This is a genomic window from Mycobacterium venezuelense (assembly GCF_054919535.1).
Genome location: NZ_JBONDW010000006.1, coordinates 330,957 through 348,200, shown reverse-complemented (window position 1 = coordinate 348,200; position 17,244 = coordinate 330,957). Strand labels below are relative to the sequence as shown.

Genomic DNA, 17,244 nt, shown 5'->3' with positions numbered 1-17,244 from the left:
CACCTGGGATCATGTAGTGACCACAAACTGAGGAGACGTGCGGTGTCCGCGAATTTGGATGTGTCGTTACCGCCGCTGGTTGAGCCGGCTGCCGAGCTGACCCGTGAAGAGGTGACCCGCTACAGCCGGCACCTGATCATCCCGGACGTCGGCGTGGACGGCCAGAAGCGGCTCAAGAACGCCAAGGTGCTGGTGATCGGTGCGGGCGGGCTCGGATCGCCCGCGTTGCTGTACCTGGCCGCGGCCGGCGTCGGCACCATCGGCATCGTCGAGTTCGACGTAGTCGACGAATCGAATCTGCAGCGCCAGATCATCCACGGTCAGTCCGACGTCGGGAAGTCCAAGGCGCAGAGCGCCAAGGAATCGATCAACGAGATCAACCCGCTGGTGCAGGTCAATCTGCACGAGTTCCGGCTGGAGCCCGACAACGCCGTCGAACTGTTCAGCCAGTACGACCTGATCCTGGACGGTACCGACAACTTCGCGACCCGCTACCTGGTCAACGATGCAGCGGTGCTGGCAGGCAAGCCGTACGTGTGGGGTTCGATCTACCGGTTCGAGGGCCAGGTCTCGGTGTTCTGGGAAGACGCCCCGGACGGGCTTGGCCTCAACTACCGCGATCTCTACCCCGAGCCGCCGCCACCCGGCATGGTGCCGTCGTGCGCGGAGGGCGGCGTGCTGGGCATCCTGTGCGCATCGATCGCCTCGGTCATGGGCACCGAGGCCATCAAGCTCATCACCGGCATCGGGGAGCCGCTGCTTGGCCGGCTGATGGTCTACGACGCGCTGGAGATGTCCTACCGCACCATCCGTATCCGCAAGGATCCGGCGACACCGAAGATCACCGAGCTGATCGACTACGAGGCATTCTGCGGTGTGGTCTCGGACGAGGCCGCGGCCGCGGCGGCCGACTCGACGGTCACTCCGCGCGAACTCCGGGAGCTGCTGGACTCCGGAAAGCCGTTGGCGCTGATCGATGTCCGCGAGCCGGTCGAGTGGGATATCAATCACATCCAGGGTGCCGAGCTGATCCCGAAGCCGTCGTTCGAATCGGGCGAAGCACTCGCCAAACTCCAGGTGGACCGCACCCCCGTGCTGTACTGCAAGACCGGTGTCCGGTCGGCTGAGGTGCTGGCCATCGTCAAGAAGGCCGGATTCTCCGACGCGGTGCATCTTCAGGGCGGCATTGTGGCGTGGGCCAAGCAGCTCGAGCCCGACATGGTCATGTACTGACGGCCGGTTTGCGGGCTCACACCTTAGGCTGAGCTTGTGACTGTGGAACGCCCGCCGGAACATGTGCTGGCGGCGTTCGGCCTTGCCGGGGTGCGCCCGGTACCGCTCGGCTCGAGCTGGGAGGGTGGCTGGCGCTGCGGCGAAGTTGTGCTGTCGATGGTTGCCGACCACGCCAGGGCGGCGTGGTCGGCCAAGGTCCGCGAAACCTTGTTCGTCGACGGAGTCCGGCTCGCGCGGCCGGTGCGCTCGACCGACGGCAGGTACGTGGTCGCCGGTTGGCGGGCCGACACGTACGTCGCGGGCACGCCAGAACCCCGCCATGACGAAGTCGTCTCGGCCGCTGTGAGATTGCACGAGGCCACCGCCAAACTCGAACGGCCCCGGTTCCTGACGCAGCCGCCGGTCGCGCCGTGGGCCGACGTCGACGTGTTCATCGCGGCCGACCGCGCGGCATGGGAAGACCGTCCACTGCACTCGTTGCCGCCCGGCGCCAGGGTGTCGCCTGGCTCGGCGGACGGTCAACGCTCCGTCGAACTGATCAACCAGCTCGCCGGACTGCGCAGGCCGACCAAGAGCGCCAGCCAGCTGGTACACGGCGACCTCTACGGCACAGTGCTTTTCGCGGGCACCGCGGCTCCTGGCATCACCGACATCACCCCGTACTGGCGCCCCGCGCCGTGGGCCGCCGGCGTCGTCGTGGTCGATGCGCTGTCCTGGGGCGATGCCGACGACGGGCTCATCGAGCGGTGGGAATCGCTGCCGGAATGGCCGCAGATGCTGTTGCGGGCACTGATGTTCCGGCTCGCCGTTCACGCGCTGCATCCCCGCTCCACCGCGGCGGCCTTTCCCGGCCTCGCGCGGACCGCGTCGCTGATCCGACTGGTGCTCTGACTTTTCCGGCGAGCAGCTATCCGGCGGCGCCGTATCGAGTCTGCGGTTGTGCGGTTTCATACGCGACTCGCCGCTGCGCGCGTATGAAACCGCCCACTCGCGGTGACCGCCTCGCGCTCAGAACGCGTGCCGGTATTCGCGCAGCGGCACCCGACCGTCGACCGCCAGGACTCCTTCGGCGCGCAGTCGTTCGAGCTGGCGCGCGGCCAGATGCGGGGCAGGCCGACCAGATGCGGTGATCACGCGGTGCCAGGGCAGATCCGACGAATCGGTGCGCATGATCCAGCCGACGATGCGTGGGCTGGAAAGCCCTGCCGCATCGGCGATGTCGCCGTACGTCGAGACACGCCCCGCCGGGATCGCGGCGACCAGCCCTCGCACCATCTCCACCTGTTCCTCGGTCACCGCAGCCATGGCTACCCCAGCCGGTCCCGGATCAGCGCGGCCGTTTCGGCGGGCTTGGCCACCGGAACCATGTGGTCGCAATCCCAGTCCAGCAGCGTGAAGTCCGCACCGAGGTGCTCGGCGAGCGCATCGATCAACGTTTCGCGGGCATACGGCGGGTCGGTGCGGGTGGCGCGCACGAGTGCGGTAGGGGTTCCCTTGCGCGGCAAAGCAACCGGTCGGGCGAGTTCACTCCAGTACGCCATCATCGCCGGGATGCTGATACGCCAGCCCCAGCGACCGGCGGGAAATTCGATCAGGTGCTCATCGAGCTCGCGTTCCAACTCGGCGGGCTCGACCTCGCCCCACGATCCATTGACCTTCTCGTCGCGGGCCTCATCGCGGTCCGGGTAATCCGGGGAGGCCATCATATTGTCGGCGATGTCACGCATCCACGCACCGTCGAGCCCGACGGCCGGATCCAACAACACCAGCCCGCTGACGAGATCGGGACGAGCGGCCGCCAGATTCAGTGCGACCGCGCCGCCGAACGAATGCCCCACCACCAGCGTCGGGCCATCCAGCAGGGCTGACAGCGCCGCCACATTCGCGTCCAGCGTCCAAGGCGCAGCCCACGACGACCGGCCATGCCCGATCAGATCGGGTGCCACGATCGAGAATTCGGCCAGGTGCCGGGTGGCGAGGGTCTTCCAGCGCTGGCCATGACCGGTCAATCCGTGGACGAGCAAGAGCTGCGGAGACCCCGGCGGGCCGAAGCGGTGGAGGTGCAAAACATCGGCTGACACCCCGTCGATGCTGCCAGGTGGCGCGCAGCCGCTACTTGTCGGGTTTGTCGCTCCAATCCGCTCCGCTACTTGTCGTACCCCTCTGGTGTCATCCCTTCCATGACCGCACAACATGTCGACTCCGTATCACCGACGGGCACCGCTCTGCTCGAACCGGGGTGCAGCGGTGTGGTGCGCCTACTCGGCGGGCCCGGCACCGGCAAGAGCTCGCTCCTGGTGAGCACTGCCGTCGAACACATCGAGGCGGGTACCGATCCCGAATCGGTTCTGCTGTTGACCGGTTCGGCCCGGCTCGGCGCGGCCGCGCGGGCCGCCATCACGGCGCGACTGTTGGGCGCCGGTGAACAGGGTGTCGTGCGTGAGCCGCTGGTGCGCACGGTGCACTCGTATGCGTTCGCGGTGCTGCGGCTCGCTGCGCAGCGTAACGGGGATCCGCCGCCGCGATTGATCACGAGTGCCGAGCAGGACGGCATCATCCGGGAACTGCTGGCCGGCGATCTCGAGGACGGACCGAACTCACCCGTGGGGTGGCCCGAGCAGTTGTGGCCCGCGCTCAGCACGGCGGGCTTCGCCACCGAGCTGCGCGACATGATGGCGCGGTGCACCGAGCGCGGGGTGGATCCCGTTGCGCTGCAACGCCTCGGCCGTTCCGCGGGGCGGCCCGAATGGCTGGCCGCGGGCCGGTTCGCGCAGGCCTACGAGCAGATCATGCTGCTGCGCTCAGCCGTGGGAATGGCTGCCCCGCAGGCCACCGTGCCGGCCTTGGGAGCTGCCGAACTCGTCGGTGCCGCCCTGGAGGCGCTGGGTACCGACGCCGAGCTGCTGGCCGCCGAACGTGCCCGCATCAAGCTGTTGTTGGTCGACGACGCGCAGCACCTCGACCCACAGGCTGCCCTGCTGGTTCGGGTCCTTGCCGCGGGCGCGGGCCTGACCGTCATCGCCGGCGACCCCGATCAGTCCGTATTCGGTTACCGTGGCGCGGATCCGGTGTTGTTGCGCGACGAAACCCACCCCGCGATCACCCTGACCGAATCCCACCGCTGCGCACCGGCGGTCGCATCGGCCATCTCGGGTGTCGCGCAGCGGTTGCCCGGCGTCGGGGCCACCAGGACACTGACGGGAAATCCACGGACCGACGGCACGCTGACGCTGCGCCTGGCCGCATCGTCACACGCCGAAGGTGCGCTGATCGCCGACGTGCTCCGCCGCGCACACCTGGTCGACGGGGTGCCTTGGTCGGAGATGGCCGTCATCGTCCGGTCGGTTCCGCGAGCAGGAGCCGCGCTGGCGCGTGCGCTGACCGCTGCGGGGGTGCCGGTGCAGGAACGGTCCACCGGGCTGCCGCTCGCACACCAGCCTGCGGTTGCCGCACTGCTGACTGTGCTCACCGCAACCGCGACGGGCGGCCTGGATGCCGATGGCGCGGTGAGTCTGCTCACGGGGCCTATCGGCCGGGTCGACCCGGTGACGCTGCGCCAACTCCGGCGGGCGCTGCGGCGTGCCGACGGATCAACGCCGCCAAGGGATTTCGGCCAGTTGCTGATCGCGGCGATCGATTCGGACCCGAACGGCGTGTCGGCCGAGTTGCTGCGTCCGCTGCGACGGCTGCGCGCGGTGTTGGCGGCCGCGCGCCGCAGCGCGGGCGACGGAGCCGATCCCAGGTTCACGCTGTGGCAGGCCTGGCATGCCAGCGGATTGCAGCGTCGTTGGCTCGCGGCCAGTGAGCGCGGAGGAAGCACGGCCGTGCAGGCCGATCGTGACCTCGATGCGGTGACGGCACTGTTCGACGTAACCGACCAGTATGTGAACCGGACCGCTGGGGCCTCGCTGGGCGGCTTGGTCGACCACGTGACCGGCCTTGGCGCGCCGGCAGGTGAAGACAAGCAGCAGGACAACGCGGTCGCGGTCCTCAGCGCGCACGCAGCGCTCGGCGGTGAATGGGAGTTCGTGGTCATCGCCGGTGTGCAGGAAGGGTTGTGGCCCAATACGATCCCCCGGGGCGGCGTGCTGGGTACTCAGCATCTGGTGGATGTGCTCGACGGCGTCGCGGCGCCTGCGGACCGCGCGGTGTCGACCAGGGCGCCGTTGCTGGCCGAGGAGCGGCGGCTGTTGATGGCCGCGATGGGCCGTGCCCGCACCCGGCTGTTGGTCACCGCGGTCGACAGCGATGCCGGTGACGAATCCATGCTGCCGTCGCCGTTCTGCGCCGAACTGGCCGCGCTGGCCACCGAGCCGGTGCCACAGCCACCGTTGATCGCGCCGCGGGTACTGGCGCCCTCTGCGCTGGTCGGCCGGTTGCGGTCGGTGGTCTGCGCACCTCCCGGGGCGATCGACGACGATTCACGTGCCTGCGCGGCAACGCAATTGGCCCGGTTGGCCGCAGCGGGCGTGCCCGGTGCCGATCCGGCCCAGTGGCACGCGTTGACCCCGCTGTCCACCGAGGAGCCGCTGTGGTCGGACACGGATGGTGCGGCCGCCCCCGCGGTCTCACTGTCGCCGTCGACGTTGCAGATGCTCACCGACTGCCCGTTGCGCTGGCTGCTCGAACGCCACGGCGGCAGTGACGGACGTGATGTGCGGTCCACCGTGGGATCAATGTTGCACGCGCTCGTCGCCGATTCCGGAAAAACCGAGAGCCAACTGCTCAACGAACTCGAAAAAGTTTGGGGTCAGCTGCCTTACGAAGCGCAATGGTATTCGGACAACGAGCTGGTGCGGCACCGTGCGATGCTCGAGACCTTCGTCCGGTGGCGCGCCGAGAGCCGGCGTGAACTCACCGAGGTCGGCACCGAGATCGACGTCGACGGTGTCATCGTCGAGCCGGGGGAGGGCACACCGGGGGTACGGGTACGGGGCCGCCTGGATCGCCTCGAACGCGACGATGCGGGTCGGCTCGTGGTTGTCGACCTCAAGACCGGCAAGACCCCGGTCAGCAAGGACGACGCGCAGAGCCACGCGCAGCTGGCGATGTATCAGCTCGCAGTCGCGGCCGGCCTGCTGTCCGACGGGAATCAGCCCGGCGGTGGCCGATTGGTCTACCTCGGTAAGGCAGGCGCGGCCGGCGCGACCGAACGCGAGCAGGACCCGATGACCCCCGCCGCCCGTGCCGAGTGGTTGGAATCGGTCAGGCAGGCGGCTTCGGCGACTGCGGGTCCGCAGTTCCTCGCGCGCGTCAACGACGGGTGCTCGAATTGCCCGGTGCGGTCGAGCTGCCCGGCTCAGTCTGGTGAAGGACGGTCATGACCGCTGTGAGTTCCGCGCCGGCCCGGCCCCGGTACAGCCCCGCCGAACTGTCCAGGGCGTTGGGCCTGTTCCCGCCCACCGACGAGCAGGCCGCCGTCATCGCCGCGCCGCCCGGGCCGCTCGTGGTGATCGCCGGTGCCGGGGCGGGCAAGACCGAGACGATGGCTGCGCGCGTCGTCTGGCTCGTGGCCAACGGGTTCGCCACGCCGTCGCAGGTACTCGGCCTGACGTTCACCCGGAAAGCGGCGGGGCAGTTGCTGCGCCGGGTGCGCACGCGGCTCGCCCGCCTCGCCGGTGCGGGACTGGCGCCCGCGTCGGGTGTCGCCGACGAGTCCGCCGAGTCCGTGACAGTAGGCACCTATCATGCGTTCGCCGGCACGCTGCTCCGCGAGCACGGTCTGCTGTTGCCGGTCGAGCCGGATACTCGCCTGCTCAGCGAGACCGAACTGTGGCAGTTGGCTTTTGAGGTGGTGTGCGCGCATCCGGGCGAGCTCGCCACCGACAAGACGCCCGCGGCGGTCACGGCGATGGTGCTGCGGTTGTCCGGGGCACTCGCCGAGCATCTGGTCGACACCGACCAGCTCCGCGATACGCACGTCGAACTGGAACGGCTGGTGCACACCCTGCCCGCCGGGCCGTACCAACGCGACCGCGGGCCAAGCCAGTGGCTGCTGAAAATGTTGGCCACGCAGACCGAACGCACCGAGCTGGTGCCGTTGATCGACGCCCTGCACGAACGGATGCGCGCCGACAAGGTCATGGATTTCGGGATGCAGATGGCGGCCGCGGCTCGATTGGCGGCGCAATTCCCTCAGGTGGGCCGGCAGCTGCGCGAACGGTACCGGGTCGTGCTGCTCGATGAATACCAGGACACCGGTCACGCCCAGCGGGTGGCGTTGTCAGCCCTGTTCGGTGGAGGGGCCGACGACGGGTTGGCACTCACGGCCGTTGGCGATCCGATCCAGTCGATCTACGGCTGGCGTGGTGCGTCGGCGACGAATCTGCCGCGCTTCACGACCGACTTCCCGTACGCCGACGGAACCCCCGCGCCCACGCTGGAATTGCGTACGAGTTGGCGAAACCCGCCAAGCACCCTGCACGTGGCGAACGCGGTGTCGGCCGAGGCGCGGCGGCGCTCGGTCGCGGTGCGCGAGCTGCTACCGCGGCCCGACGCCGACCCGGGCACCATTCGGTGCGCTCTACTGACTGACGTTGTGGCCGAACGTGATTGGGTTGCCGATCACCTCGCACAGACATATCACGACGCCATCGGTCGCGGCGCGGCCGCGCCCACCGCCGCGGTGCTGGTGCGGCGCAACGCCGACGCCGCACCCATGGCTGCGGCACTCACTGCTCGCGGGGTGCCGGTCGAAGTGGTCGGCGTGGCGGGCCTCTTGGCGGTTCCCGAGGTCGCTGACCTGGTGGCGATGCTGCGGCTCGTGGCCGACCCCACCGCGGGGTCGGCCGTCATGCGCGTTCTCACCGGGCCGCGGTGGCGGTTCGGCGGGCGCGACATCGCTGCGCTGTGGCGGCGTGCGGTCGAACTCGACGATCGGCAGCCGGGGGAGTTGAGCACCGCCGACATCGTCGCGCAGGCCGCGCCCGACGCCGACGCGGCATGCCTGGCCGACGCGATCTGTGACCCGGGCCCGGCCGAGAACTATTCGGGCACCGGCTATCAGCGCATCGTGGCGCTGAGCCGTGAGCTGACAATGCTGCGCGCGCACCTGAGTCATCCGCTGCCCGAGTTGGTCGCCGAGGTGCGGCGGGTGCTCGGCCTGGACGCCGAAGCGCGGGCAGCCCGGCCGGTTACGGCGGGATGGACCGGCACCGAGCACCTCGACCGGTTCGGCGATCTGGTGGCGGACTTCTCCAGCAGGTCCACGGCCTCGGTGCTGGCGTTGCTGGCGTACCTGGACGCCGCGATGGAGGTGGAGAACGGTCTGGCCCCCGCCGAATTGACGGTGTCGCACGACCGCGTGCAGATCCTCACCGTGCACGCCGCCAAAGGGCTGGAATGGCAGGTGGTTGCGGTGCCGCACCTGAGCGGCCGGGTGTTTCCCTCGACGGCGCAGGCTCGAACCTGGTTGACCGACGCCTCGGATCTGCCGCCGCTGCTGCGCGGGGACCGGGCAACCGTCTCCGAAATCGGCGTGCCGGTGCTCGACACGTCGGATGTGAACGACCGGAAGATCTTGTCAGACAAGATTTCCGAGCACAAACGCAGCCTCGACCAGCGTCGTATCGACGAGGAACGTCGACTGCTCTATGTCGCGATCACCCGTGCCGAGGACACCTTGCTGCTGTCGGGCCACCACTGGGGCGCGACCGAGAGCAAGCCCCGTGGGCCCTCGGAGTTTCTGTGTGAGCTCAAAGCCATCATCGACGAGGCCGCGGGCGGTGGGCTGCCGTGTGGCGAGATCGAGCAGTGGGCTGCCGAGCCCGCGCCGGGTGAGCAGAACCCATTGCGGGACAAGGCTGTCGAAGCGATGTGGCCGGCCGTGGCCGCAAATGGTGCCGATGTCGGCGGCGGTGCTGATCTGGTGGCCCGCGCGATGGCCGGTGATTTCGAGACAAGTGCCGACCGCGAAGACTGGGCGGCCGACGTCGACGCGCTGCTGGCGGAGCGTGAGCGCGGACCGCAGGCTGCGGCGGCCGAACTGCCCGGCCAGCTGTCGGTCAGCACCCTGGTCGAGCTGAGTCGCGATCCCAAGGCGGCACGGGAGCGGCTGCGTCGGCGGCTACCGCAACGGCCCGATCCGCACGCCTTGCTCGGGACCGCCTTCCACGAGTGGGTGCAGCGGTTCTTCCACGCCGAGCGGTTGTTCGACCTCGACGACCTGCCGGGCGCGGTCGACAGTGACAGTGGGCGGGCATGCGCAGAGGACCTCGCCGAACTGCAGGATGCGTTCGTCAAGTCTCGGTGGGCGGCCCGTACGCCGGTCGAGGTGGAGGTGCCGTTCGACATGGTGATCGGGGAGACGCGCAGGACTATCGTGCGTGGTCGCATCGACGCGGTGTTCGCCGAATCCGACGGCACGACCACGGTGGTGGACTGGAAGACCGGCGATCCTCCGGCCACCCCAGAAGCTTTGGGGCAGGCCGCGATTCAGCTTGCGGTGTATCGGCTCGCGTGGGCCGCGCTGCGGGGCTGCCCGCCGGAATCGGTGCGGGCGGCGTTCCACTATGTGCGTTCCGGCCAGACTGTCAGTCCGGATTCGCTGCCCGGCCCGGACGAACTGGAGGCGCTGTTGGCCGAGCAGCAGGCGCAGGAGGGCCTATGAGTTGCGATACACCTTGAGTGCCGTGGTGATCATCGGGATCTGCAGCGGCAGCCGGGCGATCGCGCCGATGCGCATCGGCCATGGCTTACTCCACCACAGACGCACCATGTTGATGTTGGCCGGGTATACCGCAAGGAACAATGCCACCGCGGCGAGGGCTCCGGCCCGCCGCGTGCGCGGTGCGGCCAATAGCGCGCCGGTGGCGAGTTCACCGACCCCCGAGGCATAGGTGTAGAAGCGGGGGCTGCCCGGCAGCTCGGCCGGGATCACCGAGTCGAACGGTTTGGGTGCGACGAAGTGCAGCGCCCCCATGCCGAGAAGGAGCGCGGAGAGGCGGCGGGCGGCCGGTGCAGCGGAGATCCGCTGAGGGGAGGAGGCGGTCATGGTTACATTGTGGCGTGCGTCTGCTCGGATCGATCCCGGCGCTGCTCGGGACCTGGGTGAAAACTTCCCGTGGCTAAAGGCAGGCTGCGGCGCAGGCTCGCCGCCATCGACCCGAACCTGACCTCGCGGCCGGACGCCGCGCTCGTCGACGTGCTGCGCATTCCCGAGCCGTTCGTCAGTCCGGGACGCAAGATCGCCATGCGCGTGTTGTATGCGCTCGGGGCACTTTTTGCCGCCGTGTTGATCGTCTACCTCGACCGGCACGGTTACCGCGACATCGAGAGCGCGCCCGACGAGAACAACCCGTTGTCGTTCTTGGACTGCCTCTATTACGCGACGGTGTCGCTGTCGACGACGGGCTACGGCGACATCACGCCCTACACCGATTCGGCGCGGCTCGTGAACGTCCTCGTCATCACTCCGCTGCGGGTGGCATTCCTGATCGTCCTCATCGGTACCACGGTGGAAACGCTGACCACCCAGTCGCGCCAAGCACTGAAGATCCAGCGATGGAGGAGCAGAGTGCGTAACCACACCGTCGTCATCGGATACGGCACCAAGGGCCGTACCGCGGTCGCAGCCATGGTCGGTGACGAGGTCGCGCCGGCCGACATCGTCGTCGTCGACGAGAACGCGTCTGCATTGGAACGGGCCAAGAGCGCCGGTCTGGTCACCGTGCACGGCGACGCCACCAAGTCCGACATCCTGCGGTTGGCCAGTGCCCAGCACGCCAAGGCGATCATCGTCGCGACCGACGATGACGCCAGCGCCGTGCTCGTGACGCTGACCGCGCGCGAACTCGCCCCGAAGGCCAAGATCATCGCCGCGGCGCGCGAAGCCGAGAATCAGCATCTGCTCAAGCAGTCGGGCGCGGATTCCACCGTGGTGTCCTCCGAGACGGCAGGCCGGTTGCTGGGTATCGCGACGCAGACGCCCAGCGTTGTGGAGATGATGGAAGATCTGTTGACGCCCGACGCCGGGTTCGCCATCGCCGAACGTGAGGTGAGCCCCAAGGAGGAGGGCGGCTCACCGCGGCATCTGCACGACATCGTGCTCGGCGTGGTTCGTGAAGGTCGCCTGGTGCGCGTCGACGCGCCGGAAGTGGATGCTTTGGAGGCCGGCGACCGCCTGCTCTACATCCGCAGTGCGGACACCGAACGATGACCGATCGCCGGTCTTTCAGCCTCCGTAACGTCCCGCTGTTGTCCCGTATCGGTGCCGACCGCGCCGACACCGTGCGCACCGATGTCGACGCCGCATTGGCCGGTTGGCCGGATGCCCTGCTGCTGCGGGTGGACCGGCGCAACCAGGTGCTGATCTCGGAAGGGCGGGTGGTGCTGGGCAAGGCAATTGCCTACGCCGACAAGCCGCCCGAGAACGCGGTGTTCCTGGGCCGCCTCTATGACGGCCCACACGTGTGGGCGGTGCGTGCCGCACTCGAAGGGCCCGAGGACCCCAGCGAGGAAACCGAGGTGTTGGATCTGCGCCGCGCCGGTCAGGTTTTCGACGACACGAGCGCTCAGCTCGTCGCAACCGCGACGGCCTTGCTCAACTGGCATGACCACGCGCGCTTCAGCCCAGTCGACGGTGCGGTGACCAAGCCGGCGCGCAGCGGCTGGGCGCGAGTCAACCCCGACAACGGTCACGAGGAATTTCCCCGCATCGACTCGGCCGTGATCTGTTTGGTGCACGACGGTCATGACCGGGCTGTGCTTGCCCGCCAAGCGGTGTGGCCGGAGCGGCTGTTCTCGATCCTGGCCGGCTTCGTCGAGGCCGGCGAGTCCTTCGAGACGTGCGTGCAGCGCGAGATCGCGGAGGAGATCGGCCTGACGGTCACCGACGTGCAGTACTTGGGCAGTCAGCCGTGGCCGTTCCCGCGTTCGCTGATGGTCGGGTTCCACGCGATCGGTGACCCGGAGCAGCCGTTCTCATTCAACGACGGCGAGATCGCCGAGGCTGAGTGGTTCACGCGGGCCGAGATCCGCGAGGCACTCGACCACGGCGACTGGAACAGTGAATCGCCGTCGCGGTTGCTGCTGCCCGGATCGATTTCCATCGCGCGTGAAATCATCGAATCCTGGGCTGCCCTGGACTGACCGCCCGGTCACGGCCCGGCGAGCGCGACCTCCCTCAACAGACGCCGGGCCTGCTCGTGATTGATGTTGAGTCGCCTCGACAGCACTTCGACCCAGGATCGAGCGCCCAGCGCCGCCGGTGTCGTGAGCGTTTTCAGCCGGGCGATGGCCTGGACCCGCGCTGCGTGTGCCTCTTTGGCCCGCCGATCGTAATAGGCGATGCCCTCGCGTAATTGCTCGTCACTCAGTGACGACAACGATGCGCCGTCGTAATCGCGCCATTGGAAATCCATCATGCATCGAACACTAGTTCGATGCGCCGACAGGTCGTTGGCGAGCGGCTAACCGAGCTTGGCTTTGACCTGCTTGACGCTCGGGTTGGTCAGCGTGGACCCATCGGCGAACTTCACGGTCGGCACGACGTGGTTTCCACCGTTCACCGAACCCACGAACTCGGCCGCGCTCGGATCGGCCTCGATGTCGACCTCGGTGTAGGGAATGCCTTCGGCCTTGAGTGCGGTCTTGAGCCGCGAGCAGTAGCCGCACCACGTCGTGGTGTACATGGTCAGCGCCGTGGATGAACCAGTCATAGTCCACACAACGTAACCGAACCCCCGGGTATGCCGGTACTCGCGATCAACTGGTCTCGCGTGCCGACCACTGCCCGGCCCGGTCGGTCAGAATCGCGGTCAGCTCGTCGCGGCGTGAGGAAATCTCTTCGTGTGTGGAGATGATGCCGACGGCCGCGACGGTCTTGTCATTTTCGCGCACGGCGATGGAAATGCCGTCGCCGTGCTCGGAAGCGTTGGGTGCCGCGCAGACTCCGGTCTGCGCGATCTGCGGCACTGCCGCGAAGAAGCGGTCGATCAGTGGCCGCTCGGCCTCCTCGACGCCCCTCAGGTAGGCCCATTGATCACGCTTGTCCATGCCGGCGAGCAGCACCCAGCCCGCCGAAGTGCGGATCAACGACCGCTGCACGTAGTTCTCGGCCAGGTATGCGAACCGCGGGTCCGACGAGCAGTAGTCGACGTAGAAGATGTTGGGGCCGACGGCAATGGACAGCACGGTGGTCAGCCCGGACTGCTCGTGGATGTGTGCCAGATCGGCGTGGGTGACGGTGGAGACCGGTTGGCGCCCCGCCATGCGATTGAGCAGATAGGGCGCACTGCCGAGAACGTACCGGCGATTGTGTTCGTCCAAATAGCCGGTGGCGACGAGTCCATTGACCAATCCCTGCACTGAACTCACCGGTGCGCCAAGGTTTTTCGCGATCTCACTCAATGTCGTACCGGCGTGGGCGCGTGCCGCGAATTCCAGGATCTCCGCAATCCGGTCAACGGTGCGGTGCCTCGCGCGGGGCTTCGCGTCGGATGGCTGTGTCACTGGCGGTCCTCTCGCTGGAGCCACAATCGTACTGTCTATGTATATACGTAAAATGATCCGACATTGCGTAAGTTCAACGAAACTGCAATAGTTTCCGGTGCTGCCCGTCACAGCGAAAGGAGGTTTCGATGCACATCACACCCGGCGCTCTGACAGGTCTGCGGGTGATCGATCTGACGACGGTGATCATGGGTCCGTTCGCGACGGCGACACTGGCTGACCTCGGCGCCGAGGTCATCAAGGTGGAAAGCCTCGACGGCGACATGAGCCGCGACATCGGTGCCCGCCGGCATGAGGGCATGGGTGCGCTCACCATGAATTTGCAGCGCAACAAGCGCAGCATCGCCGTCGACCTCGGCTCTCCCGACGGTCGGAAGATTCTGGACGACCTGGTGCGTGACGCCGACGTGCTGGTGACGAATCTGCGACCCCGGTCGCGCGAGAAGCTCGGCATCACCTACGAACGGATGTCCGCGATCAATCCGGGTCTCATCCTGTGCACCGCGCAGGCCTACGGGTCGCAGACGGCGTACCGCGACTATCCCGCTTACGACGACATCGTCCAGGCCGCATCGGGCGCAGCGAAACTCTCCGAACTCATCGATGGCGCACCGCGGTACGCGCCCTACGTCATCGCCGACAAGGTGGTCGCGCTCTACATCGTCATCGCGGTGCTCGCGGCGGCGATGGAGAAGAAGGCCACCGGCCTCGGTCAGGCGGTCGATGTTCCCATGGTCGACGCGATGATCGCGTTCAACCTCGTCGAGCACCTCGGCGGGCACACCTTCGCCCCTGCGGAGGGCGCCTTCGGCTGGACGAGAGTGCTCACGCCGGAACGGGTCCCGCACCGCACCGCCGATGGCTGGATCTGCATCATGCCGTACTCCGCGCAGAACTGGCGTGACTTCTTCACCGCGGCGGGCCGCGCTGACCTGGTCGACAACCCGCGTTACGCCACGGTGGACGACCGGCACCGCCACATGGGCGAACTGCTCACGGCAGTCCGTGAAGCCGCCCCCGGGCGGAGGACCGAAGAATGGCTGAAGATCTGTGAAGCACATGGCATCCCGGCGTCCGGCCTGCTCGATCTCGCCGATGCTCACAACAACGACTACGTGGCGGGTCAACAACTGCTCGCCAAGCACACACACCCCACCGAGGGCGAGTACTACGCCACGCGGACGCCGTTCGATATGTCACGCACACCGGTGAGCCTGCAGAGACATGCGCCGCTGCTCGGGCAGGACACCGCCGAAATTCTTGCCGGCCTCGGGTATCCGGAGGCCGATATCGCCGCGCTGCTCGAAGCCGGCGTCGTGACGGCCACGTCAACGGTCACATCGATGGCGACCCAGGGAACGGAGTGAACATGACCAGACTCGTGCCACCGGTAGCCGGCGATCCGCACGACTTGGACGAATTGCGGCTGGAGGTACGGAAATTCGTCGGTGCGCAGCAGCAATCCGGCAAGATCGGACGTTACGCCGACAGCTGGTTGACCGGCTGGGACGAGGACTTCAGCCGGGCTCTGGCCGCCCGGGGCTGGCTCGGCATGACCGTGCCGGTCGAATACGGCGGTCACGGCCGTAGCCATCAGGAACGATTCGTCGTCACCGAAGAACTGCTGGCCGCCGGCGCGCCGGTGGGTGCGCACTGGATCGCCGACCGCCAGATCGTGCCGTCCTTGCTGAAGTACGGGACCGAGGTGCAGAAACGAAAGTTCCTGCCTGCCATAGCAAAAGGTGAATGCTACTTCGGTATCGGCATGAGCGAGCCGGACTCCGGCTCGGACCTGGCCAGCGTGCGGACCAGGGCCGTGCAGACAGAGGGCGGCTGGAACCTGACGGGCACCAAGGTCTGGACCTCGGGTGCCCATCTGGCCCACGCGTTCATCTGCCTGGCACGCACCGCACCCGTCGACCCCGCACACCGCCACGACGGACTGAGCCAGTTCATCGTCGACCTGCGTGCGCCCGACGTTGACATCCGGCCCATCATCTCGATGAACGGCAAGCACCATTTCAACGAGGTCATCCTCGACGAGACATTCGTGCCCGACGACATGGTATTCGGCACGATCGGTAACGGCTGGCAACAGGTGACCTCGGAGCTGAGCTTCGAACGCAGTGGCCCCGAACGCTTTCTGTCCACGTTCCCGTTGCTGGCCGACGTCGCGGGGCACATGGCCGACGGAACCTTGGCCCGGCACACCGATCTGGGCCGCTATGTGGCGCGGATCGCGGGGCTGCACCAGATGTCGATCGCGGTGGCCGGTGCGTTGGAACGCCATGAACCGGCTGACACCGCCGCTGCCGTCGTGAAGGTACTCGGCACGTCTACCGAAGGCGATATCGCCGATTTCGCCGACCTGCTCGGTGAGACCGAGGATGACGCCTACAACGTGATGCTCGCCGACGCCGTGGTCCAACGCCCCGGGTTCACGCTGCGGGGCGGTACCAACGAGATTTTGCGTGGTGTGGTTGCGCGGGGACTGGGGTTGCGCTGATGAGCGCTTGCGCGAAGAAGAGAGGGCGCTGATGAAGAGCGTCGATACCGAACTCGTCAACATGATGTCCGCGGTGTTCGCTGCCCACCGCGAGCAGTACGAATCCGGGCACGGCCTGGACGAATTGTGGGAAAAGTTGGGCGAACTCGGCCTGGTGCGGCTCACCGGATCCGAGGAGTCCGGCGGGAGCGGAGCAGGCTGGCCCGAGGCCGCCGAGCTGTTGCGGGCCGCGGCCCGCAACGGCGTGAGTGTGCCGGTGGCCGAACATGATCTCCTGGCCTGCTGGTTGTTGGAGAAGGCCGGACTGCCGGTGGACGACTCACGGCGAACCGCCTGCGTGCTCGATGACGACGGCGGCGCGCGCGGTGTGCCGTGGGCGTCGACCGCCGGGCGCGTCGTGGTCGTCTGGCGTGACGGGCCGAACTACCGCGTGGAAGATGTTGCAGCCGAGTCGCTGTCGATCAGAAGCGGCAGAAACGGTGCGGGCGAACCGCGGGATGAGTTCCGTGTCGACACCGCAATGCTGACCGGCACACCCCTGTCGGAAACCGTGATGCGGCAATGGCATCTGCGCGCCGCGTTGGTGCGCGCGATACAGGTGTGCGCGGTGTTTGACCGGATCCTGGAGTCTTCGGTTGCCCACACGATCGAGCGCACTCAATTCGGCAGACCGCTGGCCAAGTTCCAGGCAGTCCAGAACCTCGTCGCCGACATCGCCGCCGAGGCGGCCCTGGCCCGCGCGGCGACCGATGGCGCTTTGGCCGAGGCGGTCCGCACCGAATGGAGTTCGCCGAACCTGGAGTTTCTTGTGGCCGTGGCCCGTTCGTGTGCAGGGCACGCCGCATCGGTTGTGGTGCGTAATGCGCATCAGGTGCACGGCGCCATCGGCACCACACGCGAACACCGTCTGCACGAGTTCACCAAACCCGCACTGTCCTGGCGTTCGGAGTTCGGCTCCGTTCAGCACTGGGACGACAAGCTGACCGATTTCGCCACTGCCGCAGGCGCCGACGGGCTCTGGGCCCTGACGACGGCCACCGCGGCCCACCAGTAAG

15 protein-coding genes are annotated in these 17,244 nt (G+C 67.6%); 9 read left to right on the top strand and 6 right to left on the bottom strand.

All coding sequences use genetic code 11. The features are described 5' to 3' along the window. Positions 1 to 54: 54 nt before the first annotated feature. Positions 55 to 1,233, top strand: a complete 1,179-nt coding sequence (gene moeZ, locus ACRCUN_RS12795) for an adenylyltransferase/sulfurtransferase MoeZ (protein WP_462142048.1) — start codon at positions 55 to 57, stop codon at positions 1,231 to 1,233. Between the two features lie 36 nt (positions 1,234 to 1,269). Beyond that, positions 1,270 to 2,124 carry a TIGR02569 family protein gene (locus tag ACRCUN_RS12790; protein ID WP_462142003.1) on the top strand — a complete coding sequence of 285 codons (855 nt, stop codon included), beginning with the start codon at positions 1,270 to 1,272 and terminating at the stop codon, positions 2,122 to 2,124. 117 nt (positions 2,125 to 2,241) lie between these two features. Here the strand turns inward: ACRCUN_RS12790 and ACRCUN_RS12785 are convergent, their stop codons facing one another. Together ACRCUN_RS12785 and ACRCUN_RS12780 are read right to left on the bottom strand one after the other, a co-directional pair. Then, positions 2,242 to 2,538 carry an MGMT family protein gene (locus ACRCUN_RS12785; protein ID WP_462142002.1) on the bottom strand — a complete coding sequence of 99 codons (297 nt, stop codon included), beginning with the start codon at positions 2,536 to 2,538 and terminating at the stop codon, positions 2,242 to 2,244. A 2-nt stretch (positions 2,539 to 2,540) separates the two neighbouring features. Further along, positions 2,541 to 3,314 (bottom strand): alpha/beta fold hydrolase, encoded by a 774-nt coding sequence (locus tag ACRCUN_RS12780; protein WP_462142001.1) that lies wholly within the window; start codon positions 3,312 to 3,314, stop codon positions 2,541 to 2,543. A gap of 99 nt (positions 3,315 to 3,413) precedes the next feature. Here ACRCUN_RS12780 and ACRCUN_RS12775 point away from each other — a divergent pair, with 99 nt between their 5' ends. Then, complete coding sequence (locus tag ACRCUN_RS12775) at positions 3,414 to 6,557, top strand: ATP-dependent helicase (protein WP_462142000.1); 3,144 nt, start codon at positions 3,414 to 3,416, stop codon at positions 6,555 to 6,557. Then, positions 6,554 to 9,841 carry an ATP-dependent helicase gene (locus ACRCUN_RS12770; RefSeq protein ID WP_462141999.1) on the top strand — a complete coding sequence of 1,096 codons (3,288 nt, stop codon included), beginning with the start codon at positions 6,554 to 6,556 and terminating at the stop codon, positions 9,839 to 9,841. The genes ACRCUN_RS12775 and ACRCUN_RS12770 overlap by 4 nt, the downstream gene beginning before the upstream one ends. Here the strand turns inward: ACRCUN_RS12770 and ACRCUN_RS12765 are convergent. Then, a complete protein-coding gene (locus ACRCUN_RS12765; RefSeq protein ID WP_462141998.1) occupies positions 9,836 to 10,225 on the bottom strand; it encodes a DoxX family protein in 390 nt (129 codons plus the stop codon). The two genes, ACRCUN_RS12770 and ACRCUN_RS12765, sit on opposite strands and share 6 nt — an antisense overlap. Before the next feature lie 69 nt (positions 10,226 to 10,294). Here ACRCUN_RS12765 and ACRCUN_RS12760 point away from each other — a divergent pair, with 69 nt between their 5' ends. Beyond that, complete coding sequence (locus tag ACRCUN_RS12760) at positions 10,295 to 11,389, top strand: potassium channel family protein (RefSeq protein WP_462141997.1); 1,095 nt, start codon at positions 10,295 to 10,297, stop codon at positions 11,387 to 11,389. Further along, a complete protein-coding gene (gene nudC / locus ACRCUN_RS12755) occupies positions 11,386 to 12,321 on the top strand; it encodes an NAD(+) diphosphatase (protein WP_462141996.1) in 936 nt (311 codons plus the stop codon). Before ACRCUN_RS12760 ends, nudC begins: the two co-directional genes overlap by 4 nt. 8 nt (positions 12,322 to 12,329) lie before the next feature. Here the strand turns inward: nudC and ACRCUN_RS12750 are convergent, their stop codons facing one another. Genes ACRCUN_RS12750 through ACRCUN_RS12740 form a run of 3 tightly spaced genes read right to left on the bottom strand, consistent with a single transcriptional unit; the run spans position 12,330 to position 13,683 of the window. Next, entirely contained in the window at positions 12,330 to 12,596 is a 267-nt protein-coding gene (locus ACRCUN_RS12750) for a hypothetical protein (RefSeq protein ID WP_462141995.1), read from the bottom strand. 45 nt (positions 12,597 to 12,641) lie between these two features. Next, entirely contained in the window at positions 12,642 to 12,890 is a 249-nt protein-coding gene (gene mrx1, locus ACRCUN_RS12745; RefSeq protein WP_462141994.1) for a mycoredoxin Mrx1, read from the bottom strand. A 46-nt stretch (positions 12,891 to 12,936) separates the two neighbouring features. Then, a complete protein-coding gene (locus ACRCUN_RS12740; protein ID WP_462141993.1) occupies positions 12,937 to 13,683 on the bottom strand; it encodes an IclR family transcriptional regulator in 747 nt (248 codons plus the stop codon). A gap of 128 nt (positions 13,684 to 13,811) precedes the next feature. Between ACRCUN_RS12740 and ACRCUN_RS12735 the strand changes: the two genes are divergently transcribed. From ACRCUN_RS12735 to ACRCUN_RS12725, 3 genes are read left to right on the top strand one after another with little or no spacing between them, the layout of a single operon-like run. Beyond that, positions 13,812 to 15,050 (top strand): CaiB/BaiF CoA transferase family protein, encoded by a 1,239-nt coding sequence (locus ACRCUN_RS12735; protein WP_462141992.1) that lies wholly within the window; start codon positions 13,812 to 13,814, stop codon positions 15,048 to 15,050. After that, positions 15,047 to 16,189 (top strand): acyl-CoA dehydrogenase family protein, encoded by a 1,143-nt coding sequence (locus ACRCUN_RS12730; protein WP_462141991.1) that lies wholly within the window; start codon positions 15,047 to 15,049, stop codon positions 16,187 to 16,189. The genes ACRCUN_RS12735 and ACRCUN_RS12730 overlap by 4 nt, the downstream gene beginning before the upstream one ends. A 7-nt stretch (positions 16,190 to 16,196) precedes the next feature. Beyond that, positions 16,197 to 17,243: an acyl-CoA dehydrogenase family protein gene (locus ACRCUN_RS12725; RefSeq protein ID WP_462141990.1), complete on the top strand. Its 1,047-nt coding sequence runs from the start codon at positions 16,197 to 16,199 to the stop codon at positions 17,241 to 17,243. Position 17,244 lies beyond the last annotated feature (1 nt).